At 70.0% G+C, this 23,450-nt stretch carries 24 protein-coding genes; 9 read left to right on the top strand and 15 right to left on the bottom strand.

The genetic code is table 11. The features are described from left to right. Positions 1-79: 79 nt before the first annotated feature. Together NRP21_RS22815 and NRP21_RS22810 are read right to left on the bottom strand one after the other, a co-directional pair. Positions 80-826, bottom strand: coding sequence for an anti-sigma factor family protein (locus NRP21_RS22815; protein ID WP_257718545.1), 747 nt, complete (start codon positions 824-826; stop codon positions 80-82). 23 nt (positions 827-849) lie between these two features. Continuing rightward, positions 850-1,356: an RNA polymerase sigma factor gene (locus NRP21_RS22810; protein WP_257718544.1), complete on the bottom strand. Its 507-nt coding sequence runs from the start codon at positions 1,354-1,356 to the stop codon at positions 850-852. A 138-nt stretch (positions 1,357-1,494) separates the two neighbouring features. On the opposite strand from NRP21_RS22810, the gene NRP21_RS22805 reads away from it, so the two are divergent. The 3 genes from NRP21_RS22805 (at position 1,495) to NRP21_RS22795 (ending at position 3,592) form a co-directional block, all read left to right on the top strand. Continuing rightward, on the top strand, positions 1,495-2,130 hold the full coding sequence (locus NRP21_RS22805; RefSeq protein WP_257718543.1) for a hypothetical protein: 636 nt from the start codon (positions 1,495-1,497) through the stop codon (positions 2,128-2,130). A 122-nt stretch (positions 2,131-2,252) separates the two neighbouring features. Beyond that, positions 2,253-2,849: a cytochrome b/b6 domain-containing protein gene (locus NRP21_RS22800; protein ID WP_209375878.1), complete on the top strand. Its 597-nt coding sequence runs from the start codon at positions 2,253-2,255 to the stop codon at positions 2,847-2,849. Then, entirely contained in the window at positions 2,846-3,592 is a 747-nt protein-coding gene (locus NRP21_RS22795; RefSeq protein ID WP_257718542.1) for a molybdopterin-dependent oxidoreductase, read from the top strand. Before NRP21_RS22800 ends, NRP21_RS22795 begins: the two co-directional genes overlap by 4 nt. Before the next feature lie 115 nt (positions 3,593-3,707). Here NRP21_RS22795 and NRP21_RS22790 read toward each other — a convergent pair whose 3' ends face one another. After that, the gene (locus tag NRP21_RS22790) at positions 3,708-4,427 is read right to left on the bottom strand and encodes an aspartate/glutamate racemase family protein (RefSeq protein ID WP_257718541.1); all 720 of its coding nucleotides are present in this window, start codon (positions 4,425-4,427) and stop codon (positions 3,708-3,710) included. A gap of 30 nt (positions 4,428-4,457) precedes the next feature. Next, on the bottom strand, positions 4,458-5,027 hold the full coding sequence (locus tag NRP21_RS22785; RefSeq protein ID WP_257718540.1) for a TetR/AcrR family transcriptional regulator: 570 nt from the start codon (positions 5,025-5,027) through the stop codon (positions 4,458-4,460). 290 nt (positions 5,028-5,317) lie between these two features. Here NRP21_RS22785 and NRP21_RS22780 point away from each other — a divergent pair, with 290 nt between their 5' ends. The 5 genes from NRP21_RS22780 to NRP21_RS22760 all read left to right on the top strand — a co-directional run bounded on the left by NRP21_RS22780 (position 5,318) and on the right by NRP21_RS22760 (position 11,064). Beyond that, a complete protein-coding gene (locus NRP21_RS22780; RefSeq protein ID WP_257718539.1) occupies positions 5,318-6,088 on the top strand; it encodes an alpha/beta fold hydrolase in 771 nt (256 codons plus the stop codon). A gap of 282 nt (positions 6,089-6,370) precedes the next feature. After that, the gene (egtB, locus tag NRP21_RS22775) at positions 6,371-7,588 is read left to right on the top strand and encodes an ergothioneine biosynthesis protein EgtB (RefSeq protein WP_257718538.1); all 1,218 of its coding nucleotides are present in this window, start codon (positions 6,371-6,373) and stop codon (positions 7,586-7,588) included. Next, positions 7,585-8,544 carry an L-histidine N(alpha)-methyltransferase gene (egtD, locus tag NRP21_RS22770; protein ID WP_257718537.1) on the top strand — a complete coding sequence of 320 codons (960 nt, stop codon included), beginning with the start codon at positions 7,585-7,587 and terminating at the stop codon, positions 8,542-8,544. Before egtB ends, egtD begins: the two co-directional genes overlap by 4 nt. A gap of 362 nt (positions 8,545-8,906) precedes the next feature. Next, on the top strand, positions 8,907-9,479 hold the full coding sequence (locus NRP21_RS22765; RefSeq protein ID WP_257718536.1) for a DUF308 domain-containing protein: 573 nt from the start codon (positions 8,907-8,909) through the stop codon (positions 9,477-9,479). Positions 9,480-9,642: 163 nt separating this feature from the next. After that, the gene (locus NRP21_RS22760; RefSeq protein WP_257718535.1) at positions 9,643-11,064 is read left to right on the top strand and encodes an FAD-containing oxidoreductase; all 1,422 of its coding nucleotides are present in this window, start codon (positions 9,643-9,645) and stop codon (positions 11,062-11,064) included. A 155-nt stretch (positions 11,065-11,219) separates the two neighbouring features. On the opposite strand, the gene NRP21_RS22755 is transcribed toward NRP21_RS22760, so the two are convergent. The 7 genes from NRP21_RS22755 to NRP21_RS22725 all read right to left on the bottom strand — a co-directional run bounded on the left by NRP21_RS22755 (position 11,220) and on the right by NRP21_RS22725 (position 18,716). Then, positions 11,220-12,197, bottom strand: a complete 978-nt coding sequence (locus tag NRP21_RS22755) for a Bug family tripartite tricarboxylate transporter substrate binding protein (protein ID WP_257718534.1) — start codon at positions 12,195-12,197, stop codon at positions 11,220-11,222. An 11-nt stretch (positions 12,198-12,208) separates the two neighbouring features. After that, positions 12,209-13,261 (bottom strand): LLM class flavin-dependent oxidoreductase, encoded by a 1,053-nt coding sequence (locus NRP21_RS22750; protein ID WP_257718533.1) that lies wholly within the window; start codon positions 13,259-13,261, stop codon positions 12,209-12,211. Between the two features lie 20 nt (positions 13,262-13,281). Next, on the bottom strand, positions 13,282-14,238 hold the full coding sequence (locus NRP21_RS22745) for a Bug family tripartite tricarboxylate transporter substrate binding protein (RefSeq protein WP_257718532.1): 957 nt from the start codon (positions 14,236-14,238) through the stop codon (positions 13,282-13,284). Between the two features lie 39 nt (positions 14,239-14,277). Beyond that, complete coding sequence (locus NRP21_RS22740; RefSeq protein ID WP_257718531.1) at positions 14,278-14,676, bottom strand: thioesterase family protein; 399 nt, start codon at positions 14,674-14,676, stop codon at positions 14,278-14,280. A gap of 25 nt (positions 14,677-14,701) precedes the next feature. Further along, positions 14,702-15,676 carry a Bug family tripartite tricarboxylate transporter substrate binding protein gene (locus NRP21_RS22735; protein ID WP_257718530.1) on the bottom strand — a complete coding sequence of 325 codons (975 nt, stop codon included), beginning with the start codon at positions 15,674-15,676 and terminating at the stop codon, positions 14,702-14,704. Between the two features lie 87 nt (positions 15,677-15,763). Next, positions 15,764-17,908 (bottom strand): acetate--CoA ligase family protein, encoded by a 2,145-nt coding sequence (locus NRP21_RS22730; protein ID WP_257718529.1) that lies wholly within the window; start codon positions 17,906-17,908, stop codon positions 15,764-15,766. Beyond that, complete coding sequence (locus tag NRP21_RS22725) at positions 17,901-18,716, bottom strand: enoyl-CoA hydratase/isomerase family protein (RefSeq protein ID WP_257718528.1); 816 nt, start codon at positions 18,714-18,716, stop codon at positions 17,901-17,903. Before NRP21_RS22725 ends, NRP21_RS22730 begins: the two co-directional genes overlap by 8 nt. A gap of 136 nt (positions 18,717-18,852) precedes the next feature. Between NRP21_RS22725 and NRP21_RS22720 the strand changes: the two genes are divergently transcribed. Next, positions 18,853-19,824, top strand: coding sequence for a LysR family transcriptional regulator (locus tag NRP21_RS22720; RefSeq protein WP_257718527.1), 972 nt, complete (start codon positions 18,853-18,855; stop codon positions 19,822-19,824). Between the two features lie 307 nt (positions 19,825-20,131). On the opposite strand, the gene NRP21_RS28080 is transcribed toward NRP21_RS22720, so the two are convergent. The 4 genes from NRP21_RS28080 to NRP21_RS22705 form a co-directional block, all read right to left on the bottom strand. After that, entirely contained in the window at positions 20,132-20,419 is a 288-nt protein-coding gene (locus tag NRP21_RS28080) for a transposase (protein ID WP_408639652.1), read from the bottom strand. Beyond that, positions 20,353-21,204, bottom strand: a complete 852-nt coding sequence (locus NRP21_RS22715) for an IS110 family transposase (RefSeq protein WP_257718526.1) — start codon at positions 21,202-21,204, stop codon at positions 20,353-20,355. The genes NRP21_RS28080 and NRP21_RS22715 overlap by 67 nt, the downstream gene beginning before the upstream one ends. Before the next feature lie 250 nt (positions 21,205-21,454). Further along, entirely contained in the window at positions 21,455-22,408 is a 954-nt protein-coding gene (locus NRP21_RS22710; RefSeq protein ID WP_257718525.1) for an IS5 family transposase, read from the bottom strand. A 506-nt stretch (positions 22,409-22,914) separates the two neighbouring features. Further along, positions 22,915-23,445, bottom strand: a complete 531-nt coding sequence (locus tag NRP21_RS22705) for a VOC family protein (protein WP_257718524.1) — start codon at positions 23,443-23,445, stop codon at positions 22,915-22,917. Positions 23,446-23,450 lie beyond the last annotated feature (5 nt).

Here is a 23,450-nt window from a genome sequence, read left to right as displayed (position 1 = left end):
CCAGAGCACCACGCCGCTGTCGACCGGTTCCTCGCGGGAAGGGATTTGAGATGACCTGCTCCCCTCGGCATGCGGCCAATCACAGCTTCAATTCATCCCGGATGAGGTGCGCCACGGGCCGCAGCAGCTCGCGATCACCGTCGGACATCACGCTGTAGCCGATCTGCCGGTTGATCCAGCCGTAGCCTTCCAGCGCCTTCACGTCGAGCAGCTGCATCTCCGCCTCGCGCCCGATTCCCATCGGGCGGACATAGACGGTCAGCCGATCGCCGCCCGCGCTCTCGTAGATCAGCATTGCTGCGGCCCCGGACAGGGTCGACAGAACCCGCCCGCCCAGCAGGCTGTAACCCACCGACGACAGGTCGGGCAGTACCACGCGCCGGCCCAGCTTCTGGGTCATCCAAGCTGCCATTTCAGCCCTGTTGGACGAGCTGACCTCGATGGCGCGTGCCGGGTCGTTGGCGAAAACGCGATAGGCTGAGGCGGATTCCATCCCCAGCAGCGCGATCTCGTCGAACGGCATCATCCGATGGCCGAACCAGCCGCCGGCGGCGCCCAGCCCGAGTGCCAGCACAAAGCCGGCGGCCATACGCCAGCGCGCGACGGGGCGCGTGGTCGTTCGCATCCGCGCTTCGGCCAGGGCAGCGACACTCAGCGATGGCGGAACCGGCTCCCGTAGCTTGAAGGACAGGGCGTCGCGCAGCACGGCATCCTGGGCCTGCCAGTCGTTCACGCGCCGGCGCAGCTCGGGGTCGGCCGCCAGCCGGCGCTCCATCTTGGCGCGCTGCCCGGCATCAAGGCGGTCATCGACATAGGCGTGCAGCATCTCGTCCGGGATCGAAGACTCTGTCATTGCACCAGCCGCAGCGCCAGGCGCCTGCGTCCTTCCATCTGCGCGCGCAGGGCATCCCGCGCGCGGCTCAGCCGCGACATGACGGTTCCCATGGGGATACCCAGGATGCCGGCCGCCTCGCGGTACTCGAACCCTTCCACGCTCACCAGCATCAGCACCTGGCGCTGGTCGGGCGGCAGCCGCGCGAGCGCGTCCACCATCTCGCGCGCGGAACTCGTCCATTCCTGGCTGGGGGCCACGGTCAGGTTGGCGCTCTCGGGCTCCACTGTCTGACCGCGCCGACGAAGGCTCCGCCAGCGGCTCACCGCCAAGTTGTGCAGGATGGTGAACAGCCAGGGACGGAGCGGTGTGATCCCGTTGCCCTCGATCTCGGGAAGACTAGCCAGGGCGCGGACAAGGCAGTCCTGTACGAGGTCATCGGCATCCTGGTCGTGGCGCACGAGGCTCCAAGCGTAGCGCCGCAGCGCCGGCACTTGGGCTTCGATCTCGGCCAGCGTCGACATCCGGTGTGGCAAACCCCTCATGGCCGCATCAACGCAGGGGCTGCCTTCTTATTCCGGCGGTGCGTCGGAAGAAAGTGGGAATAAAGTGCTCGCGGCGGCGTGCATGGGCCCGGCGACACACTGATCGAGGATAGATCTATGCAACGACGGATGCTGATGGCGGCGGCCTGCGCCATGCTGGTCGGCGGCGCGCTGGCCGGTGCCACCGCCCAGGCGCAGAGCTCCCCCCGCGCGGCCGCCGGTCCGGCCCGGCTGCGCGGCACGCTCGAGGGCGTGACGGAGACGGGCATCACCATGACCACCCGCGCTGGCGCCCACGTGACCGTCGCGCTGTCGCCGCAGCTGCGCGTGGCGCTGGTCGTGGCCGCGAAGATCGAGGACATCCAGCCCAACAGCTACATCGGCACCGCGGCCACCGCACCGCAGCCGGACGGCTCCCTCAGGGCGCTGGAGGTCTCCGTCTTCCCGCCGGAGATGCGCGGCACCGGCCAGGGCCACTTCGCCTGGGATCTGGGTGAGGGCAGCAGCATGACGAACGGGACGGTCGGCAGCCTCGTCGGCACTAGCGGCCGGACCATGGTGGTGAACTACGGCAGCGGCGAGAAGCGCATCGTGATCCCGGACGACGTGCCCATCGTCAGCGTCGAGCCTGCGGACCGTGCCGCGCTGAAGCCGGGCGCAAAGATCGTGGTGAACGGCCAGCGCGATGTCGGCGGCGCGGTGACCGCCGCCACCATCCTGGTCGGCAAGGACGGCCTGACGCCGCCGATGTGATCGGCGTCACCCCCGGGTTGCCGGACAACCCGGCAACCCGGGGGGCAACCCGCCTCCTCCACACGAAGAACGGACCTGTTCGGTCCTGGCCCCTCCGTGGCCGGGCCGAAGGAGATCGCCGAATGCGACATCCGCTGCTGGTGCGGATCACCCACTGGATCAACGCCTTCGCTATGGTCTGCATGATCATGAGCGGCTGGGGCATCTACAACGCGTCGCCTCTCTTCGGCTTCCGCTTTCCGCAATGGGCGACGCTGGGCGGCTGGCTCGGCGGCAGCATCGCCTGGCACCTGGCCGTCATGTGGCTGCTGGTCGGCAACGGCCTTGTCTACGGGCTCTACGGCGCTCTCGGCGGGCACTTCCGCCGGCGGCTGCTGCCCTTGCGGCCTCGCGAGATGCTGGCCGACATCGTCGCCGCCCTCCGCCTGCGCTTGGCGCATCGGGCAGGAACCTACAATGCCGTGCAGCGGGCGACCTATGTCGGCGTGCTGCTGCTGGGCATCCTGATCCTCGCCTCTGGCTTGGCGCTGTGGAAGCCGGTGCAGCTGCACGGGCTGGCCGGGCTGCTGGGTGGCTACGAGGCCGCGCGGCGGGTCCATTTCCTGGCCATGGCGGGGATCGTCGGCTTCACCCTTCTGCACCTGGTCATGGTGGCGCTGGTTCCCCGCACCTTGCCGGGCATGATCACCGGCGGCGCGCTGCCCGAGGAGGCCCCATGAAGAACCGTCCCGACCTTCGTGACCACGGCCCCGCCCTGCGCCGGCTGGACCGCCGGATGCTGCTGCGCGGCGGCCTGTCGCTCGGATCGCTGACCATGCTCACCGGCTGCAACCTGCAGGACGGGGACCTGGTGGACAAGGTGCTCTGGGCCATGTCGCGCTGGAACGACAAGGTGCAGGCGGCGCTGTTCAACCCCCATCGCTTGGCGCCGGAATACACTGAGGCCGACATCACCGATCCGTTCCCCTTCAACGCCTTCTACCCGCTGGACGACGCGCCGGAGGTGGACGCAAGCGACTACGCACTGGAGGTATCGGGGTTGGTGCAGGACCGCTCGCCCTGGCCGCTCGCACGGCTGCGCGCGCTGCCGCAGGTGAGCCAGATCACGCGCCATATCTGCATCGAGGGGTGGAGCGCCATCGGCCAGTGGGGCGGCGTGCCGTTCCGCCACTTTCTGGAACGGATCGGCGCGGACACCAGGGCGCGCTATGTCGGGTTCAAGTGCGCCGACCGCTACACCAGCAGCCTGGACATGGCGACGGCGCTGCATCCGCAGACCATCCTGGCGCTGGACTTCGCCGGATCGCCCCTGCCGGTGGCCAACGGGTTCCCCCTAAAGCTGCGCGTCCCCACGAAGCTCGGCTTTAAGAACCCCAAGCACATCGCGGCCATCACCGTGACCAACGACAATCCCGACGGCTACTGGGAGGATCAGGGCTACAACTGGTTCAGCGGATCCTAATGGTGAACAACGCCGGCCAATTCATAGTTGTCCAGACATGACATCGCCATGCGGGAGCGCGAGGTGCGTGCGACGCGGTGAATCCACTGCGCTACCAGCATCCCGAACAACCCCTTTAGCCCGACAGGGCCGAGTCCACAGCGGCTTCGGCATGAATGGTCGTGGTGTCGAAAAGGGGAACGCTGCTGTCCTCCGGCCGCACCAGCAGCATGATCTCCGTGCAGCCCAGGATTACCGCCTCGGCGCCGCGCTCCACCAAGCGCGCGATCACCTCACGATAGGCCTGCCGCGAGGCAGCCTCGACGCGCCCCTGGACCAGTTCCTCGTAAATCACCCGGTGCACGAGGGCGCGATCCTCGTCACTGGGCACCAGCACCAGCACCAGCACCTGCACCTGCAGCCCATGCCGGTCGGCGAGCCGTCCCTTGTAGAACTCTTGTTCCATAGTGAAGGCCGTGCCGATCAGCGCCACCCGCCGCAGCCCGGCCGACCGGATGCGCTCCGCCGTCGGGTCGGCGATGTGCAGCAGCGGCACGCCAATGGCCGCCTCGACCTGCTCCGCCAGGCGGTGCATCGTGTTTGTGCAAATCACCACAAAATCCGCCCCGCCCCGCTCCAGGCGCGAGGCGGCGTCGATCATCTCGGTGGTCGCGTCATCCCACCGGCCGGCGTGCTGCAGCGCCTCGATCTCTCCGAAATCGAAGGACCATATCAGGCATCGGGCCGAGTGAAGGCCGCCGAGCCGGGCACGCACGGCCTGGTGGATGATCCGGTAGTACTCAGCCGAGCTTTCCCAGCTCATCCCGCCGATGAGGCCGATGACCTTCTGCGACATGGTGTTCTCCCCACGGTGGCCGGCAGGGTCTCAGGCGCGGATACGCTGGATAGAGCTCTCGACGATGGTGTCGAAACGCCCAGGATCGTCAAAGGCGCGCGCGGCGAGCATTGCCCCGTAGACCGCGGCCATGAAGGCCTCCGCCTCGAGCGCGGGGGATGCTTCGAGCCGCATCGTACCCTGCTTCACGCCGAGCGACAGAACCCGCTCCAGCCATCTCGCGAGGTCGGTAAAATGCCCGCGGACGGCGAGCGCGACCTCGGATGGCAGGCTGGGAAGCTCTGCGGCCAGGACAGCGGCAAGGCAGAAGGGCGCCGTCTGGTCCTTGATGCACCTCCTCCAATAGTCCGTGTACATGAGCAACTGGTCCATCGCCACGGGCGAGCCGGCCTCGAGCGCGGCGATCTGCGCCTGGATGGCCGTGCGTCCCCGCTCCACCACGGCGACCACGAGATCGACCTTCGAGGGGAAGTGGTGGTGGATGCTGGCCTTGCGGATAGCGAAGCGCTCCGCGAGGTCGGCATAGCTGAACCCGTTGTATCCCCCCCGCATGATCAGCTGGGCGGCACCGCCGACCAGCTTGCCCGCCGTCTCGCTCACGATCGCACCCGCCTTACCTACCTTCTGGTAGGTTGTTATAGGCGGAGTCGGCCCGGTTGCAAGCTTGGATCGCGACCTCGGCCAGGAGGCTCGGTCCGGCTCGTCTCCACTCCTCACCGCGTCGAAATTCAACGGGTGATGCCCTATGCTCAGGAGACATATCAGCGCGGAGCGCCGTCCTGCGGACCGTCGCCCCGCCCTGAGATGCGCCGGCAACCATCCCGACGGACCTGGCGCCGTGACCTGACTGCACGGCCCGAGGAACCCCCATTTAGGAGAATGGCGTCGTGATGAACAGAAGGTCCCTTGCGCGCTTCTTCTTAGCAGGCGTCACAGCAACGGTTCTCCCGGGGGAGACGAGAGCTCAGGGAACGGCTTCGTCGCAGCCGGCGAAGAACGTCGTTCTCGTGCACGGCCTGTTTGCCGATGGGTCGAGTTGGTCGGAGGTCATTCCGCTCCTTCAGGCAAGGGGCCTCGAGGTGACCTCCGTCCAGAACCCCCTGACGACGCTGGAGGAAGCCGTCGCTGCCTGCCGCAAGGTCCTGGACCGGCAGGACGGACCGACGGTGCTGGCCGGACACTCCTTCGGCGGCACCATCGTGACGGAGGCTGGCACGCACCCGAAGGTCTTGGCGCTCGTCTACGTGGCGGCCCGGGCGGCAGATGCCGGCGAGGACTATGCGGCCCTGGCCGCCCGCTTCCCTGCCCCGCCCGCATCGGCGGGAATCGTCTATGATGGGGATGAGGGCCGGCTCACCGAGGAAGCTTTCCTGCGGGACTTCGCCGGCGACCTGCCGGCGGAACAGGCTCGCGTGCTCTACGCGGTGCAGCAGCCCTTCCGGAGAGCACTCCTGACCGGGCGTCCCAGCCAGGCCGCGTGGCGATCCAGGCCCAGCTTCTACGCCGTCTCAACGGAGGACAGGACCATCAACCCGGACCTGCAACGCTACATGGCAGCCCGCATGGCGGCCCGCACGGTAGAAGTCCGGGCGAGCCATTTGGCCCTGATCTCTCATCCCCAGGAGATCGCCGGGCTGATCCTTGACGCGGCCGCCCGTTGAGGGCGTCCGCATGACCGCCACCGGTCCGGTGCGCCCGCGCGGCGTCCCGCTTTCCGGACCCGCCGGCGGCCGAAGCGCCCTGCCGCCGGTGTCGGCCCGCAGGACCAATTGCGCGCCGGGTGGTGCGGGAAGGCGGCACCGCACGGCTGATTGGATCGGTGCTCGGCCTGTTGGTACGGCGGCTGATCGGACATGGCTGGCAGGCGCGCATGGTGGCTGTGAACGCGGGCCGGCGCGCTTATCGTCCGGATATCGGCGCGGCGCGCAGAGGGTGAATGACGCATGAACGTGATCCAACCCGGCCTCGCGGGCGCCGGCCCGGCGGGCGCCCTGGCGCAGGACCTCCTCGCGCGGTACCGCGCCGTGCGGTCCCGGACGGAGGCCCTGGCCGCCCCGCTCTCGCCCGAGGACCAGGTCGTGCAGTCCATGCCGGATGCCAGCCCGACCAAGTGGCACCGGGCCCACACCACCTGGTTCTTCGAGACCTTCCTGCTCCGGCCCTACCTGCCGGGGTACCGCCCGGTGCGGGAGGAGTACGCCTTCCTCTTCAACTCCTATTACGAGGTCGCCGGCCCGCGCCACGCCCGGCCGCGGCGGGGGATGCTGACGCGCCCTTCCTGCGAGGACATCGCCGAGTATCGGGCCGCCGTGGATGAGGCGATGGCCGCCCTGCTGCGGAACCCTCCGGCGGAGGCGGCGGAACTCGTCGTGCTCGGGCTGCAGCACGAGGAGCAGCACCAGGAGCTGCTGCTGACGGATATCCTGCACGCCCTCAGCCTCAACCCGCTCCGCCCGGCCTGCGATCCCGGCTGGCGGGAGCCGGCCGCCTCGGAGCCCGTGACGATGCTGGAGGGGACGGCGGGTCTGGTGGAGGTCGGCCATGACGGGCGGGGCTTCGCCTTCGACAACGAGACGCCGCGCCACGCGACCTGGCTGGCCCCCTACCGCATCGCCAGCGGGCTGGTGACCAACGGCGAGTGGCTGGCCTTCATGGAGGACGGCGGCTACGGCGACCCGCTGCTGTGGATGAGCGACGGCTGGGCCGCGCGGCAGGCCGAGGGCTGGGAGGCGCCGCTGCACTGGGAGAGCCGGGACGGGGGCTGGACGGAGTTCGGCCCGGGCGGCCTCCGCCCGCTCGATCCCGCACGGCCCGTGCGCCATGTCTCCTGGTACGAGGCCGACGCCTTCGCGCGCTGGGCCGGGCGGCGCCTGCCGACGGAGCAGGAATGGGAGGCCGCCGCGGCCCTTCCCGGCTTCCGCGATGCCGAGGGCATGGCCTGGCAGTGGACGGGCAGCGCCTATCGCCCCTATCCGGGCTTCCGCCCCTGGGCGGGCGCGGTGGGCGAGTACAACGGCAAGTTCATGATCAACCAGATGGTGCTGCGCGGCGGCTCCGCGGCGACGCCGCCGGGCCATGCGCGCGCCAGCTACCGCAACTTCTTCCCGCCCGGGGCGCGCTGGCAGTTAAGCGGGCTCCGCCTGGCGGAGGACGCGGCGTGAGCGGCGCCATCTCCCGCGATCCCGCCGAGCTGCAGCGGGCCGCCCTGGTCGCCGACGCCGTCGCGGGCCTCTCGGCGCCCCGCAAGACGCTGCCCTGCAAGTGGCTCTACGACGCCGAGGGCGCGCGCCTGTTCGAGGCGATCACCCGCCTGCCGGAGTACTACCCGACCCGCACGGAGATGCGGATCCTGGAGGAGTCCGGCCCCGACATCGCCCGGGCGGTCGGGCCGGGCGCGGCCGTGGTCGAGTTCGGGCCGGGCGACGGCGTCAAGGCGGTGCAGCTGCTGCGGGCGCTCCGGGCGCCCGCGGCCTACCTGCCCGTGGACATCGCGCCGGAATGGCTGGAGGCGGCGGCGGCGCGGGTGCGGGCGGCCTGCCCCGGGCTTCCTGTCCGGCCCGTGGTCGCGGATTTCACCCGGCCCTTCGATCTCGCCGGGCGGGCGGAGGGCAGCGCGACGCATCTCGGCTTCTTCCCGGGCTCGACGATCGGCAACTTCGAGGCGGAGGAGGCGGTGGCCTTCCTGCGCCGCGCCCGCGCCACGCTGCGTCCGGGTGGGCGCCTGCTGCTAGGCGCGGACCTGGTGAAGAGCATCCCGGTGCTGCAGGCGGCCTATGACGACGCCGCCGGCGTGACGGCCGCGTTCGACCTGAACCTGCTGGCGCGGCTGAACCGCGAGGCCGGCGCCGATTTCGACCTCGGCGCCTTCCGGCACGAGGCCCGGTGGGACGCCGTGGAGGAGCGCATCGAGATGCACCTCGTCTCGCGAACGGCACAATCCGTTCGGCTGGCCGGGCGCGTGTTCCGCTTCGCCGCGGGCGAGAGCATCCACACCGAGAGCAGCCACAAGTACCGCCCGGAGCGCCTGCGGGAGCTGGTCGGGGCGGCGGGCTGGCGGGCAGCCGCAACCTGGACGGATGCAGAGGGGCTCTTCTCGGTCTGGCTGCTGGAGGAGTGAGCGCGCCGTCCGGCGCTCTTGGGACGAGTTGAGCCGCCCTCTCGAAGCGACTGGTCAGACCCGGCAGGGGCATGACGTCGCGGGCGAGATCGACAGCACCGCCTTCGCTTCCCCTGATCCGGAAGGATGCAGCATCGACGTGGCCGGGATCGCGGACGACGCTGCCGCGCCCGACCTCTCCTCCCACGAGGCCGCGCGTCCCTACCACGTGCATGGCACGGGATGCCATGTTGAGCGCCAGGCTATGGAAGCAGTCGCCGGCAAGAGCAGAACCGATGGCACAGGGAAAGCATTGACGCCGGCTTGTCTACCTTCTAGTAGGTTGGCGTGCAGACCGGAGGCTGGATATGCCCACCCAATTGATGAACCATCCTGCTCCACCCGCCTCGGGGTGGCTCAAGCGCTACTATTTCGCCCGCTTCGCCTTCTCGGCGGCTTGGGTCGCGGCGGCCTTCAGCGTCGCGACACGCGCGCCGCAGCTGGCGGCCATCATGCTGGTCGGCTATCCGGCATGGGACGCCGTCGCCAACCTGATCGATGCCCAGCGTAATGGTGGTCTCGGCAGCAACAGGACGCATCTGCTGAACGTCATCGTCAGCACCATCACGGCCGCTGCCGTGGCCGTCGCGCTCGGCGTCAGCATGAACAGCGTCATCGTGGTGTTCGGCATCTGGGCCGGCTTCGCCGGATTGCTGCAGCTCGCCACGGCCCTCCGCCGGTGGAGGTCCTATGGTGCCCAATGGGCGATGATCCTGAGCGGCGCCCAGTCCGCCCTGGCCGGGTTGTTCTTCGTTCGAATGGCCGGTGGTCCGGAACCGGTGGGCATCGCCACGGTGGCCCCCTACGCGGCCTTCGGCGCCTTCTACTTCCTCGTATCGGCTCTCTGGCTGACGGTGGGCGATGCCCGCCGGGGCGGACTTCGCGCCGCCGGGTGACGTGAGGGACCAGGAGGTCCCGGGCAGCACGCCCGGCCCGCTGCGCCAGCCCCGTCAGGCCGCCACAACCGCGCTGCCGCTCCATCCCCGGGTGGCAGCGCATCTTTCCAGGCCGGACGACCTCCGGCCGCATGCCTGAACGGATTGGACCCGCCATGATGCCTTGCCGCACCACCGCGCCTACCGCACCGGGCACCTGTCGATGAGCGCGCGCGCCTTCGACGCGATCATCATCGGCGCGGGCCAGGCGGGCCCGTCGCTCGCCGGGAGGCTGAACGATGCCGGCATGAGGGTGGCGATCATCGAGCGCCATCTGGTCGGTGGCACCTGCGTCAACACCGGATGCAAGCCCACCAAGACGCTGGTCGCCAGCGCTTATGCCGTCCACACGGCGCGGCGTGGCGGAGACTACGGGTTCGCCGTCGAAGGGCCGATCCAGATCGACATGCCGGCCGTGGCGGCGCGTGCCAGGAAGGTGATCCTGGACTCGCGGGCGGGCAACGAGGCCTGGCTCGCCGGGATGGCGCGGGTCGAACTCATCCGTGGCCACGCCCGCTTTGCCGGGCCGAACACCGTGGAGGTTGCCGGCGAGCAACTGACCGCGCCGCGCATCTTCATCAATGTCGGCGGCCGCGCCGTCGTGCCGGACATGCCGGGCCTGGGCGACGTGCCGGTGCTCACCAACACCGACATGGTGGCCCTGGAGGTCCTGCCGCGCCACCTCGTCGTCGTCGGCGGCAGCTACATCGGCCTCGAATTCGCCCAGATGTACCGCCGCTTCGGCGCGGAGGTCACGATCGTCGAGCGGTCGGATCGGCTGATCGCGCGCGAGGACCCGGATGTCTCGGCGGAGGTCCGGGCGATCCTGGAGCGCGAAGGCATCACCGTCCGCACCGGAGCGGACTGCATCGGCTTCGCCCGAAACGGCGACGAGATCTCCGTGTCGGTGCATTGCGATGGGAACAGCGCGCCGGCCATCGGCAGCCACGTGCTCATGGCCGTCGGGCGGCGGCCCAACACGGACGATCTGGGGCTCGATGCGGCCGGCATCGATGTCGATGCCCGCGGCTACATCGCGGTCGACGACCGTCTGCAGACGAACGTGCCGGGTGTCTACGCGCTCGGCGACTGCAACGGGCGAGGGGCTTTCACCCACACGGCCTACAACGACTTCGAGATCGTCGCCGCCAACCTGCTCGACGGAGAGGACCGCCGTGTCACCCATCGGCTGACCGGCTACGCGCTCTACATCGATCCTCCGCTCGGGCGGATCGGGATGACGGAAGCAGAGGCGGCGCGGAGCGGCCGCCGGCTGCTCCACGCGAAGCGCGCCATGACCCGCGTCGGCCGCGCCGTCGAGAAGGCCGAGACGCAAGGCTTCATGAAGGTCATCGCCGATGCGGACACGCGGCGCATCCTGGGGGCAGCGATCCTGGGCACCGGCGGGGACGAGGCGATCCACGGCATCCTGGACATGATGAATGCCGATCAGCCCTTCGACACGCTGCGCTGGGCGGTGCCCATCCACCCCACGGTTTCGGAATTGATCCCGACCGTGCTGCTCGACCTGCGACCAGCCACGTGAGGAGTACGGGCGCGATGCTCGTCCGGAGCATCCTGCGCATCGTGATGTCGGTTGAGTGACGGAAGGTACCCGCCTCGATCGGCTGCATGAAGGTGCCGGGCTCGGCCATGAAGTCCGCCGTGCAGAGGAGGGCCCAGTCATCCCGCCCAGCCCTGTCAGTCGAGCCTCACATTCGCGCTGCGGATGATGGGCTCCCACCGCGCGCTCTGCTCGGCCAGGAAGGCCCGGAGCGCGGGGCCGGAGACCGCCAGGGGCAGGGCTGAGACCGCCTCCAGCCGCGCGGCGAAGGCCGGGTCGGCCACGGTGGCCTCGGCCGCTGCGCGCAACCGCTCCTCCACCGCCGGCGGCACCTGTCCCGAGGCGACGAGGATGAACCAGGAGGGAACGTCGAAATCCGTGATGCCGAACTCTCTAAAGGTGGGCACGCCGGGCAGCAGCGGCGACGGCTCCGGCAGGCCGACGGCGAAGGCCTTCAGCGCGCCGGAGCGGACCAGCGGCAGGCTGTTCGGGACCAGGTCCACCATCAGCTGCACCTCGCCCTGCACGAGGGCCGTCACGGCCGGGGCGGCGCCGCGATAGGGCACGTGGACCATGTTGCCGCCCGCGCGCTCCGCGAAGAGGTGGGTGGCCAGGTGCATGCCGCCGCCCGTGCCGGAGGAGCCGTAGTTCAGCCGGCCGGGATGGGCGCGGGCATAGGCGATCAGCTCCGGCAGGTCCTTCGCCGGGACGTTCGGGTTCACCACCAGCACGTAGGCCACGGCGGCGACGGTGCTGACGGGGGTGAAGTCGCGGTCGGGGTCGTAGGAGAGGTGGGCGTAGAGGTACTTGTTGAAGACCTGCGTGGGCTGGGTGCCGAGCAGGAGGGTGTAGCCGTCACCGGGCTGCTTGGCGGCGTACTCGGCGGCCGTCAACCCGCCCGCGCCGCCGCGGTTCTCCACCACCACGGACTGGCGCAGCCGGGCCGTCAGCCCCTCCGCCATCAGCCGCCCGAGCAGGTCCGAGGCGCCGCCGGGCGGGAAGGGCACGATCAGGCGGATCGGCCGGCTCGGCCAATCGGCCTGGGCCCGCGCGGCCCCCGGAAGGAAGGGGGCGGCCAGGGCGGCGGTGAGGAGGGCGCGGCGGCGATGGTCCATCGGGGTCCTCCTCAGGCAGCGCGCAGATGGGCGAGGCGTGGCATGACGTTCTCCGCGAAGCGCCGCATCTCCCGCTCGAAGGGCTGGAACTGGGTGAGGAGCGTGTCGATCCCCGCCGCGTGGAAGGCCGCGAGCCGCTCCGCCACCTGGGCGTAGCTGCCCACCGTGCCGGCGGCGGTGCCGCCATTGGTGCCGACGCTCTGGAATTTCGCCTGGGTCTTGCGCATGGCCACGGCGGGATCGGTATTGGCCTTCACGTAGGCCTTGATCTCCGCGTCCTGCGCGGCGAGCCCCAGCAGCCGCTGGTATTCCGCCTGCGCCTCCTCCTCCGTGTCCCGCGCGATGACGAAGGTGGAGAGGCCGAAGCGCACGGGGTCACCGGACCGGGGCCGGGCGCGGACGTCGGCGATCAGCGCCCGCACGTCCTCCAGCGGCTGGCCGTTGATGAACCAGACATCGGCCTGGGCCGCCACCAGGTCCCGCGCCGGCGGGGATTCGCCGCCGACATAGATGCGCGGCCGCGCCCGCCCGCGCGCGGCGGGGCGCAGGATGTAGTCCTTCACCTGGAAGTAGCGGCCCTGGTGCTGCACCTCCTCGCCGCGCATCAGGCGCTCCACCACCGCCAGCCACTCGGCGCCGTAGGCGTAGCGCTCGTCGTGCTCGCGGAAGATCAGGCCGGCATCCTCGATCTCCTTGCGGTTCCAGGCATTGACGAGGTTGATGGCGAAGCGCCCGCCGCTGATCTCCTCGATCTGCAGCGCCATCTTCGCGAGTACGACGGGGTGGTAGAGCATGGGCTTGATGGCCGCGATGATCTCGATCCGGCGCGTCTCCGCCGCGAGCGCGGCGGAGGCGGTCCAGGCCTCCAGCTGGCCGAGATCCGTGCGGTGCGGGTTCATCGTGTGCTGCGCCACCAGCACGCAGTCGTAGCCCAGCGATTCCGCCTCCAGCACCAGCCCGCGGTTGCGCCGCCAGGAGGCGTCGTAGGGCTCCTCCGGGTCGTTCAGCGCGGCGCGGTTGCCGTGCACCAGCGCCCAGATCCCGATGCGAAGCGGATGGGTCATGCCTTTTCCTCCTGTCGTGGTCAGCCCAGGGTGATCCGGGCGTCCCGGATCACCCCGCGCCAGCGCTCCGTCTCGCCTGCGACCACCTCCGCCATCTCGGCCCGGCCGCTGGCCACGACCGTGAAGCCCAGCGCCTCCAGTCGCGCCCAGGCCTCGGGGGCGGCGAGGGCCTCGGCCGTCAGGGCGTGCAGCCGCTCCAGCACGGGCTCCGGCGTGGCGCGGGGCGCCACCAGCCCCTGCCAGCTATGGGCCAGGAAGCCCGGGTAGCGTTCCGCCGCCGCCGGCACCTCGGGCAGCGCGGGGCTGCGCTCGGCGGAGGAGACCGCCAGCGGGCGGAGCCGCCCGGCGCGGATATGGGCCAGCGTCGCGCCGAGGCCGAGGAAGCCGGATTGCAGCGTGCCGCCCAGCAGGTCCGTGATCGTCTGGGCGACGCCGGGATAGGGGACATGGGTCATCTCCACCCCGGCGCGCTGGGCCAGCATGGCCATGGTCAGGTGCTCGGAGGAGCCGATGCCGGGCGTGCCGTAGGTCACGCCGCCCGACTTCGCGGCATCGAGGAAGGCGTCCAGGCTTGTGGCGGGCAATGTGGCCGGCACGACCAGCACGTTCGGCGCGCGGATGCCGATGGTGACCGGGGCGAAGTCCCGCACCGGGTCGTAGCTCAGGTTCGGCGTTAGCAGCGGGTTGATGGTCATGATGCCGCCCGCGACGACAAGCAGCGTGTGCCCGTCCGCCGCCGCCCGCGCGACGAGGCCGGCGGCGATCCCGCCATTCGCGCCCGCGCGGTTCTCCACCACGCCGGGCTGGCCGAGGCGCTGGAGCATCGGCGCGGCCACCACCCGCCCGAAGACATCGGAGGGGCCGCCGGCCAGGTAGGGAACCACCACGGTGATCGGGCGGGCGGGCCAGGCCTGCGCCCGCGCGGCGCCGGAGGCCGCGAGGAGCGGCAGGGTGACCAGGTGGCGCCGATGCATCATGGAGTCCTTACCGGAAGGGGATGGAGGCCGGGCCGGCGGTCAGGCCGCGGCCTGCGCCGCCTTGGCCTCCACCCGCTGGCGGAACCGCTCGATTCCCACCACCGCGCGGCGGTGCGTGATGCGCGCGATGGTGTCCATGCCGTCCGTCGCCTCCACGGAGAATTCTAGGGCGCTGCGCTCCACCGACATAAGAGTGCAACGCAGGGTGACGGTGAAGCCCGGCGGCGTGGCCGCCAGGTGCTCGATGGCGAGGTAGGTGCCCACCGAGCCCTGGCCGGGCTCCAGATGCAGGGCCAGCGCCGCGATGCAGCAGCGCTCCGCCAGCCCGCAGAGCGCGGGCGTGGCGAGGACGGGAAAGCCGGGATTGCCGTAGTGCTCCGCGGTGAGCCCCTCCGTTACCGCGACCGTCATCTCGTGCGTCAGTCCTGTCTCGATCATCCTGGGCGGCTCCTTTGATCGGTGTTCAATCGGCCGTGGCGCCGGAGGCGCGGACCACCTCGCGCCACTTCGCCAGGTCCTGCCGCAGCACGGCGGCGAACTCCTCGGGCGTGTCGCCGATGGGCTCCAGGCCGAGCTCCTCCAGCCGCGCCCGCGTGGCCGGCACCTTCAGCGCCGCCACCATGGAATCGCGCAGCCGCCCAATGATGGCGGGCGGAGTCCCGGCTGGCGCCACCATGCCGCTCCAGCCGGAGATCTCGTAACCCTTCACCCCCTGCTCGTCGAAGGTCGGGATGCCCGGCGTGGCGGGCCAGCGGCCGAGGCTGGTGATGGCGATGGGGCGCACCTGGTTCTGGCGGATCAGGGCGGCCATGCCGTTCAGGTTGCCGAACATGCACTGCACGCGGTTCGCCAGTAGGTCCACCACGGCCGGGCCGTCGCCGCGGTAGGGCACATGGGTGATCTCCACCCCCGTCATCGCCTTCAGCATTTCGCCGGACAGGTGCGTGGTGGTGCCGCTGCCGCCGGAGCCGTAGTTGATCCCCCCTGGCTTCGCGCGGGCCAGCGCCAGGAATTCCTGCAGGTTAGTGGCCGGTACGTCGGGGTGGACCACCAGCACGTTCGGCGCCGTCGTCATGCGCGAGATCGGCGCGAAGTCGCGGATCGGGTCGAAGGGCACGGCGCGGTAGAGGGAGGGGTTGATCGCGAGGATGCCGAGCGAGCCGTAGAACAGCGTGTAGCCGTCCGGCGGGGACTTGGCGACGACCTCGGCCGCCACGTTACCGCCGGCGCCAGGTCGGTTGTCGATGACGAAGCTCTTGCCGAGGTTCGCCGCCATCGGCTCCGTCACGATGCGCGCGATGACGGAGGTGCCGCCGCCCGCGGCGAAGGGGATGATGAAGCGGATCGGCCGGTCCGGGTAGGGCCCCTGGGCGCGGGCGGCCAGGGGCGCCAGCAGCGCCGGCGCGGCGAGGAGGGTGCTACGGCGGGAGACGATCATAGGACTGTCCTTTCATGTCGGCCGTGCACTCCGTTCCCCGTCTCCCGGCCGGCTTTCCGCCGGTCCGGCCCTCGCGCGCGTCGCGCCTCAGCTCTTCCTGACCAGCAGGGCGTCGACGATGACCGCGCCCTCGCCCTGCGGGCGGATGATCACGGGGTTCAGGTCGATCTCGCTCACCAGGTCCCGCAGCTCGTCCGCCATCACGGAGACGCGGGCGAGCAGGGCATCGAGCGCCTCCGCGTCCCAGGCCGGGCCGCCGCGAACGCCGCCGACCATGCGGGAGAGCCGGGTTTCCTCGCGCAGCCGGGCCGCCTCGGCCGCGTCGAAGGGGACGAGGCGGAAGGCAACGTCCTCCACGATCTCGGCCAGGATGCCGCCCGGGCCCGCCATGACGGCGGGGCCGAGCGAGGGATCGTCCACCACCCCCACGATCGCCTCCCCGGCGCCGCGCACCATCTCCTGCACGAGGACGCCGTCGATCACCGCGCCCGGCGCGTGCCGGCGCGCGGCCTCCATCAGCCGGGCGGTGCCCTCCGCAACCGCGGTGGCGTCGGCCAGGTTCAGCAGGACGCCGCCGATCTCGGTCTTGTGCCCGATCTCCGCGGATTGCAGCTTCAGGGCCACGGGGTAGCCGAGCCGTTCCGCCGCGGCGACCGCGGCCGGTGCATCGGGGGCCAGGACCTCCCGCGTCACCGGCAGGTCCCAGAGCGCGCAGAGGGCCTTGGCTTGGTGTTCGGCCAGTTGCAGGCCGCGCGCCCCGGCCAGGATGGCGCGGGCCTTCTCCAGCCGCACCTCCCGCCCGGGCAGCGCGGGGCGGGCGGCGGGGCCACGGTCCCCGAAGGCCGCGCGCGCGGCGGCCAAGGCCATCAGCGGTGCCAGGCGCTGCGGGGAGGGCACGACGGGGATGCCGGCCTCGCGCAGCATCGCTTGCCCCTCGCCGTCCGGCGCGGTCCAGGAGACGAACATAGCGGGCACGTCCTCGGCGGCCGCGACGATCTGCCGGGCGTAGTCCACGCCACTCTTCGTCACCGCCGGGCCGACGACGGTGACTAGGGAGTCGTAGCCGCCATCCGCGCCGAGGATGCGCGCCGTCTCCAGGAAAAGGCTGCGGTTGCCGAGATTCGCGGTGGTCATATCGATCGGGTTGCCGAAGCTCGCGATGGCCGGCAGGGTCCGCCGCAGCGCTGCCTCCGTCTCCGCCGAGGGGCCGGGCATCTCGAAGCCCGCCCGCTCCAGCGCGTCCGCCATCAGCACCGCCGTGCCGCCCGTGCCCGTGGCGATGGCCACGCGGCGGCCGGGGCGCGGGAGGCGCGGGCCGGAGAAGGCCTGGGCGAGGTCCAGCAGCTCGTCCATCCCCGGCGCCTCCACCAGCCCGTGCTGGCGGCAGAAGCCGGAGAAGACCGCGCCGCCGCCGGCCAGCGACCCGGTATGGGAGGCGGCGGCCCGGCCCCCGGCCCGGCTGGTCGCGCCCTTCATCACCACCACCGGCTTGCCCAGCGCATGGGAGCGCTCGGCGAGGCGGCGCAGAGCGGCGACGTCCTTCACCCCCTCCAGGGCGCCCGCGACCACGCGCACCTCCTCCCGTTCCAGCAGGGCCAGTGCGCTGTCCGCGAAGGAGAGGTCGGCCTCGTTCCCGGTGGTGACGAGGTGCGCGAAGCCCATGCCGCGCTCCAGCCCCAGCCCGAGCAGGCCGAAGCCAATGCCAGAGCTCTGGCTCACCAGCCCGATCCGGCCGGGGCGGAAGCGCTCCACCCATTCCAGCAGCGGGTTGAACCCCATCACGGCGCCGGTGATGAGGTTCACCGTGCCCTGGTTGTTGGGGCCGAGCACGCGCATCCCTCGCGCGGCGAAGCTCGCCATCTCGGCCTCCGCCGCGCGCCCCGCCTCGCCCGTCTCGCCGAAGCCCGCGCTGATCACCACGGCGCCGCGCACGCCCTTCAAGGCGCAGGCGCGGAGCGCGGCCATGACGTGCTCGGCGGCGGTGACGACGATGGCGAGGTCCACCGGGCCGGGGATGTCGGCCATGTCCTGGTGGCAGGCCAGCCCATCGATCTCACCCCCCCGCGGGTTCACGGGGTAGATGGCGCCGGCGAAGCCGAATTTGCGAAGGTACCGCAGCGGGCGCGCGCCGATCTTTCCCGGGTCGCCCGAGGCGCCGATAATGGCGACGGATGCGGGCTCCAGGAAGGCGGAGAGGTCGGCGACCGGGGGTGGGAAGGCGGCGTCAGGCAAGGCCTTCGTCCCGCTTCGCCAGCATCTGCTTCAACCCGCCGGCCGCGATCTGCGCGCGCCGCGCCTCGCGCTGCTCGGCGGGCTTGGACATGTTGGTGGAGATCATCATCTCCGTGTTGAAGTCCAGCGCGTTACGCAGCCCCATCATCTCGAAGGTCTTGTTGATGGAGCGCTTGTTGAGCGAGAGCGCGACGGCGGGGATGGCGGCCAAACGGCGCGCGTAACGGTCCACCTCCTCGTCGAAGGTCTCGACCGGGAAGACCCGCGTGCACATGCCGTAGCGCTCCGCCTGCTCCGCGTTCACGCTGTCGCCGAACAGCAGCAGCTCCTTCGCGCGCTTCAGGCCCACCACCCAGGGCATCATCAGCCCCGGCGGGCCGGAGATGCCGCGGATTTCCGGCTCCCCGAAGTTCGCGTCCGAGGCGGCGACGGTGAGGTCTGCGGACAGGGCCAGGTCGCAGCCCGAGCCCAGTGCGTGGCCGCGCACGGCGGCGATGACGGGCTTGGAGGAGTTCCACATCCGCAGGCACATCGCCAGCAGCGAGGTGAGGTGCCAGCGCCAGCCCGTGACGCTGTTCTCCCACGGGTTGGCCGCCGCCTCCTTCAGGTCCACCCCGGCGCAGAAGGCGCGGCCCGCACCGCGCAGTAGGATCACGCTCACCTCCGGGTCGGCCTCCGCCCGGTCGAAGGCCTCCACGAACTCCGTCTTCATGGCGCGGCTGATCGCGTTCAGCACGCGCGGGCGGTTCAGCGTGATCGTGCAGACCTTGTCCTGCACCTCGTAGAGGACGGTGGGCTCGTCGGTCATCGGGTGCTCCTGCGGCGGCCATCCCCGGCCGGCCTCCGGCTGAAACTGTGTCAGATTGGAGACGGGACAGCGTGCCGAATTTCGGCTTAAGTGTTGCCAAACAGGCAACGGCCCTGGTCCGCATGAGCCGACTCCCATGACCGGCGCGCGCCGCAGCATCCTCTCCGAGAAGCAGCGCCTCTCCCTCGCCAATCGAATCGCAGGGTTGGACCAGCGAAGGCTGCTCTACCTGCACGAGGCGGCATCGGCGGGATCAGTCCGGGGCGGGGCGGAGCGGCTCGGGGTCAGCCCCTCCGCGCTCAGCCGGCAGATCGCAAAGATGGAAGCCGATCTCGGCATCGCGCTGCTGGAGCGGCACGGTCGCGGTGTCCGGCCAACCGAGGCTGGGGACCTCCTGGACAGTTACTTCACCGACCAGCGGGCAAGGCTGGACGGCGTCATCGCGCAGCTACAGGAGCTGACGGAGGCGCGTGGAGGGCAGGTCTCGGTGGGGATGGGAGAAGGCTTCCTGGGGGCGGTCATGAGCCCGCCGCTCCGCGCCTTCGCCCTGGCGCATCCGGATCTCCGCCTGGACGTGCAGGTGGGCAGCACGGACCACCTCGTGGCGCGGCTTCTCGACGACACGGTGCAGATGGCACTGCTCTACAACTTGTCACCGGAGCCCAAGCTGCAGTCCCACGCCTCGCGCCGGCACGCGATGCGGATCATCGTGAACCCCGCCCATCCACTGCGTCGACTGGGACGGCCGATCGAGGTGGAGGACCTGCGGCATCACGCGCTCGGCCTGCTTCCGAGCAGCTACGGGGTTCGGCAGGTCCTGCTCTCGGCCGAGCATCGCCACCGCGTGCGGCTTGTCCCCCGGCTGACCACGAATTCGTCGCGCGCCTTACTGCGGTTCGCGGAGGAGTGGGACGGTGTGATCATCACGACCGAATTCGCGGTGAACCAGGAGTTGCGAGAGGGCAGGCTTGTGGCGCTGGAGGCGGGCGAGCCGTTCCTGGAGGGATCGGAAGCTCATCTTGTGACCAGGCGGGGAAGGCGCCTCTCTCCGGCAGCCCAGGATCTCCTGCGTCATCTCCGGACCCAGGTCGCACTCATCCGCCCATGAGCGCCCCAGTCCTCGCTTCAACGCTCCGGAACGGCGCCAAGGTTCTGGCCGTTGGCCCTGAACGGCCAAAACCTTGGCAACGAACGCTGAGGCCGGTTCCGGCCCGACGCGGAGCGATCGGAGGATATCGTCGGGATAGTAGCTCTGTTAGTGGAGGCCAAGGCGACTTTCGTGCCCGGGGCCATGCACACCATCGACCAGACCTCGGGACTTGAGCTGCAAAGGGCACGGCAAGCGAGACCGGCCGGGATACAAATGTCCCGGTTGCTCATTTGGGAAACAAAAGGCGCTGAAGCTCCTATAGCGGTCAAGGGGTCGCTGTAGCTGTCTGGGGTGGATGGGCCGGGCGGCAGAGGTACCCAAAAATCTCGCGTGCCACGTAGCGCTTGAGGCAGCGGATGATCTCCGGCTTACTTTTCCCCTCGGCGGTGCGGCGCCGGACGTAGTCAAGGGTGGGCTGGTGGGCCCGCATGCGGACGATGACCACGCGGTAGAGGGCTGCATTCGCCTGGCGGTTGCCCCCTCGGTTCAGGCGGTGGCGGCTTGTCTTCCCACTGGATGCTGGGACCGGGCAGGCGCCGCAGAGCTTGGCCAGGGCCGCTTCGAGTGGATGCGCTCGGGGTTGTCGCCGACGAGGATGAGCATTTCGGCCGCGGTGCCCGTGCCCATGCCGTGCGCCTGCAGCAGCGCGGGTGCGAGGCTCTGGGTCAGCTGCCCGAGGCTGGCATCATGGTCCCGGACTTCGGCATCGAGGGCCAGCCAGCGGCGAGCGATCGCCCGCAAGCTGGCCTTGGCGGAGGCCATCGTCGAGGTGAGAGGGCCTGGGCGCAGGGCGGCGAGATGCCGGAGCAGCGCCATCTTGCCGTGCAGGCGGTCGAGCCCCTCGCGCAGTGCCGAGGGCGCGCTGACGATGATGGCCTTGAGCGCCTGCATGGCTTGGCTCCGCGCCTTGACGGCAGCGTCGCGGGCCACCTTGAGATGACGGATCATCTCGACCGTGCTCGTCCCGGACTTCGGCCGTGCCGTGACCTGGCCAGCCAAAACGCTGCGGGCGGCACTCTCGGCGTCGAGGGTGTCGTCCTTGCCTCTCTGGTACCGGAGTTGACGGCTGGGGCGGTTGACCTCGAGGACGGGGTGACCGTGGTCGTTCAGGAACCGGGACAGGCCAGCACCGTAGGATCCAGTACCCTCGATGCCAAAGGCGCGGACCGGGCCGAGGGATCGTGCCCAGTCGAGCAGAGCCTCATAGCCGCGGCTACTGGCGGGGATGGACAGGCTGCCGAGGTGGACACCAAGCCCGCTGATCGCGACCGCGGCATGCGTGGACTTGTGGGTGTCGACGCCGATGATGATGTCGGCGTCAGATACAGTGTCGCTCATGGTGTGAGGCTCCAGGCCGAACAGAGGGCCTGACAGCCGAGCGGGCGGACAGAATTGTGACGGGATGGGTGCCCAGGAGCTCCTATGAAGTCACGAGCCGCTCGACCGGCAGGTGCAGCCTGGAGGGCCGACACATCAACGCCATGACACCGGGTCAATTGCATAAAGGGTCAGGCCCTCCAGGCCACAACCGTACACTCACAGTTGCGTAAATCAGTGCAAGGGCGTGGATTGTTTTCTAATGTTCTGATCAGGCGCGAGCGTCGGTATCGGGCATACCAAGGGCGTTGAAGGTGTTGAGGATGGCGCAGCGGATCTGGACTTCGGCGACCTGACGGGCGGGGTCGCGGGCCGCGAGGCGCTCACCGAGGCGCTTGAGACGCGACATGGCCGTCCCGGCGAGGCTGCGTCGGCGGTAGCCACTCCAAGTCTTCCAGAGCCGTCGGCCAAGACGCTTGATGGCACGCAAGCTCACGTTGCGAGCCTCAGCGCCGGTTGTCATCACCTTCCATGGCTTGCCGTTGCGGCGCGGTGGCACGATCATGGCCGCCTTGCGAGAGGCGGACGCCTCATAGACGCCGCGGGTGTCGTAAGCCCCGTCACCGCTGATGGTGTCGATCCGCCCGGCCTTCGGCATCTGGCCCAGCAGCCCTGGTACGATCTCACCGTCGCCGTGCCAGTGGTCGGTCATCTCCACGGCCCGCACCTCATGGCTGTCGGCGTCGATGACGAGGTGCACCTTGCGCCAGACCCGGCGCTTGTCGGCCCCGTGCTTCCTCACCTTCCACTCGCCCTCGCCCAGCACCTTGAGCCCGGTACTGTCGATGACGAGGTGCAGTGGCCCGCCACGCGGGCGAGAGGGGATCGTGACCACCAGGTCCTTCTGACGCCGCGAGAGGGTGCTGTAATGCGGCACACGCCAGCTCAGCCCCGCTATCCGGATCAGGCTCCCCGCCATGCCCTGGGCTACCCGCAGCGGCAGGTGATGCAGGATCTTCAGGGTGAGCACCGTCTGGATCGCCGCATCCGTGAAGACCGGCGGCCGACCCCGCCTGCCCGTCCCCTTAGCGGCGTGCCAAGCAAGCTCGGGCGAAACCCACACGGTCAGGTTGCCGCACGAGATCAGACCCTTGTCGTACTCGCGCCAGCTCCGCGTCCGGTAGCGCGTCTTTGGCCGTCCGCCCTGTGCCGGTGCCTTGCTCATGCAGAGCTACCAGCAAGAAATACGCAACAACGCCCTGGGCGGCTATTGTGGAGCGGCCGGAGAGGGGCAACGGGCGCGAGGACGGAGATGTCGGACAGCGCGGACCAGGACGCCGTGGCCGGTCGGTTGCGGGAGAGTGGGGCACTAGACCTGCGGGGGGCGAACGCGGGCGTACCGATCCTCCGCAATCCGCTCAATCAGGATGCGGATGAGGGGGACCGGACCATCCGCATCAGCGTCCACGCGCCCCACCGGATACCCCAGGGCTGACGGATCGCCGTGATCGGCTCCAATGTTGGGGGCCACCTCGGGCACCCCGGCATCGTGGTCCACTCAACGACGAAGTCGGCAATGTTGGGGATGGCGCACGGGCTGGCGCGGGCTTCGGGCCCCGTGGGATCACGGTGAACGCGGCACAGCCGGAGCCGTCGCCAGGGCAAGGGCCGGTGCATACCGCGTCAGCGTCACCGCAACTTGAGCAATGCGGATCCCTCTTCGCGCCCTGCTCAGTCCTCGTCCTGCCACCTGCGCAGGTTCGTCTGGTCATGATAGGCCATTCGGTCCGGCGTGGTGATGAACTCCACCGTCGTGCCCCAGGGCATGCGGCAATAGCAGACCTTATTTCCAGAGCCTTTCTCGGTTGCATAGGGGATGGCACGTGGCGCGGTGAGGGGAGTGCCGCCAGCTCTTTCGAAGCGCTCAACCGATGCGTCGATGTCGTCGGTGTAAATACCGAAATGCGTGATGCCGAAGTCGCTCGCCCGGACCGGTTGGGCTTGCTCGGGGCCGTGCATTTCGAACAGCTCGATATCGGGTCCGGTTCCGATCTTGACCATCGCTTGCCCACGCACAACGGTCCCGGGGAAAGCGCCGACGGCTCGCTCAAATTCGGGCCCCTGCCGCGGCGGATCTTGCGGTCCGAAGGACTGGTAGATCACCTGACCGCCGAAAGCTTCCACCAGGAACGATTTCGCTGCTTCGATGTCGGGCACCGTGATGCCGACATGATTGACGCCGCGGACGACGGGTGCGGTCATGATAG

This window comes from Roseomonas populi, from assembly GCF_024594815.1.
Lineage (GTDB): Bacteria > Pseudomonadota > Alphaproteobacteria > Acetobacterales > Acetobacteraceae > Roseomonas > Roseomonas populi.
Note: the sequence above shows the minus strand (reverse complement) of the source record. Positions and strands in the feature narration are given on the sequence as shown.

Coding starts and splice junctions, on each gene's coding strand:
- NRP21_RS22815 (WP_257718545.1), bottom strand. CDS start 826: ATGCTGCACGCCTATGTCGATGACCGCCTTGATGCCGGGCAGCGCGCC.
- NRP21_RS22810 (WP_257718544.1), bottom strand. CDS start 1,356: ATGTCGACGCTGGCCGAGATCGAAGCCCAAGTGCCGGCGCTGCGGCGC.
- NRP21_RS22805 (WP_257718543.1), top strand. CDS start 1,495: ATGCAACGACGGATGCTGATGGCGGCGGCCTGCGCCATGCTGGTCGGC.
- NRP21_RS22800 (WP_209375878.1), top strand. CDS start 2,253: ATGCGACATCCGCTGCTGGTGCGGATCACCCACTGGATCAACGCCTTC.
- NRP21_RS22795 (WP_257718542.1), top strand. CDS start 2,846: ATGAAGAACCGTCCCGACCTTCGTGACCACGGCCCCGCCCTGCGCCGG.
- NRP21_RS22790 (WP_257718541.1), bottom strand. CDS start 4,427: ATGTCGCAGAAGGTCATCGGCCTCATCGGCGGGATGAGCTGGGAAAGC.
- NRP21_RS22780 (WP_257718539.1), top strand. CDS start 5,318: ATGAACAGAAGGTCCCTTGCGCGCTTCTTCTTAGCAGGCGTCACAGCA.
- egtB (WP_257718538.1), top strand. CDS start 6,371: ATGAACGTGATCCAACCCGGCCTCGCGGGCGCCGGCCCGGCGGGCGCC.
- NRP21_RS22765 (WP_257718536.1), top strand. CDS start 8,907: ATGAACCATCCTGCTCCACCCGCCTCGGGGTGGCTCAAGCGCTACTAT.
- NRP21_RS22755 (WP_257718534.1), bottom strand. CDS start 12,197: ATGGACCATCGCCGCCGCGCCCTCCTCACCGCCGCCCTGGCCGCCCCC.
- NRP21_RS22750 (WP_257718533.1), bottom strand. CDS start 13,261: ATGACCCATCCGCTTCGCATCGGGATCTGGGCGCTGGTGCACGGCAAC.
- NRP21_RS22745 (WP_257718532.1), bottom strand. CDS start 14,238: ATGATGCATCGGCGCCACCTGGTCACCCTGCCGCTCCTCGCGGCCTCC.
- NRP21_RS22740 (WP_257718531.1), bottom strand. CDS start 14,676: ATGATCGAGACAGGACTGACGCACGAGATGACGGTCGCGGTAACGGAG.
- NRP21_RS22735 (WP_257718530.1), bottom strand. CDS start 15,676: ATGATCGTCTCCCGCCGTAGCACCCTCCTCGCCGCGCCGGCGCTGCTG.
- NRP21_RS22725 (WP_257718528.1), bottom strand. CDS start 18,716: ATGACCGACGAGCCCACCGTCCTCTACGAGGTGCAGGACAAGGTCTGC.
- NRP21_RS22720 (WP_257718527.1), top strand. CDS start 18,853: ATGACCGGCGCGCGCCGCAGCATCCTCTCCGAGAAGCAGCGCCTCTCC.
- NRP21_RS22715 (WP_257718526.1), bottom strand. CDS start 21,204: ATGAGCGACACTGTATCTGACGCCGACATCATCATCGGCGTCGACACC.
- NRP21_RS22710 (WP_257718525.1), bottom strand. CDS start 22,408: ATGAGCAAGGCACCGGCACAGGGCGGACGGCCAAAGACGCGCTACCGG.
- NRP21_RS22705 (WP_257718524.1), bottom strand. CDS start 23,445: ATGACCGCACCCGTCGTCCGCGGCGTCAATCATGTCGGCATCACGGTG.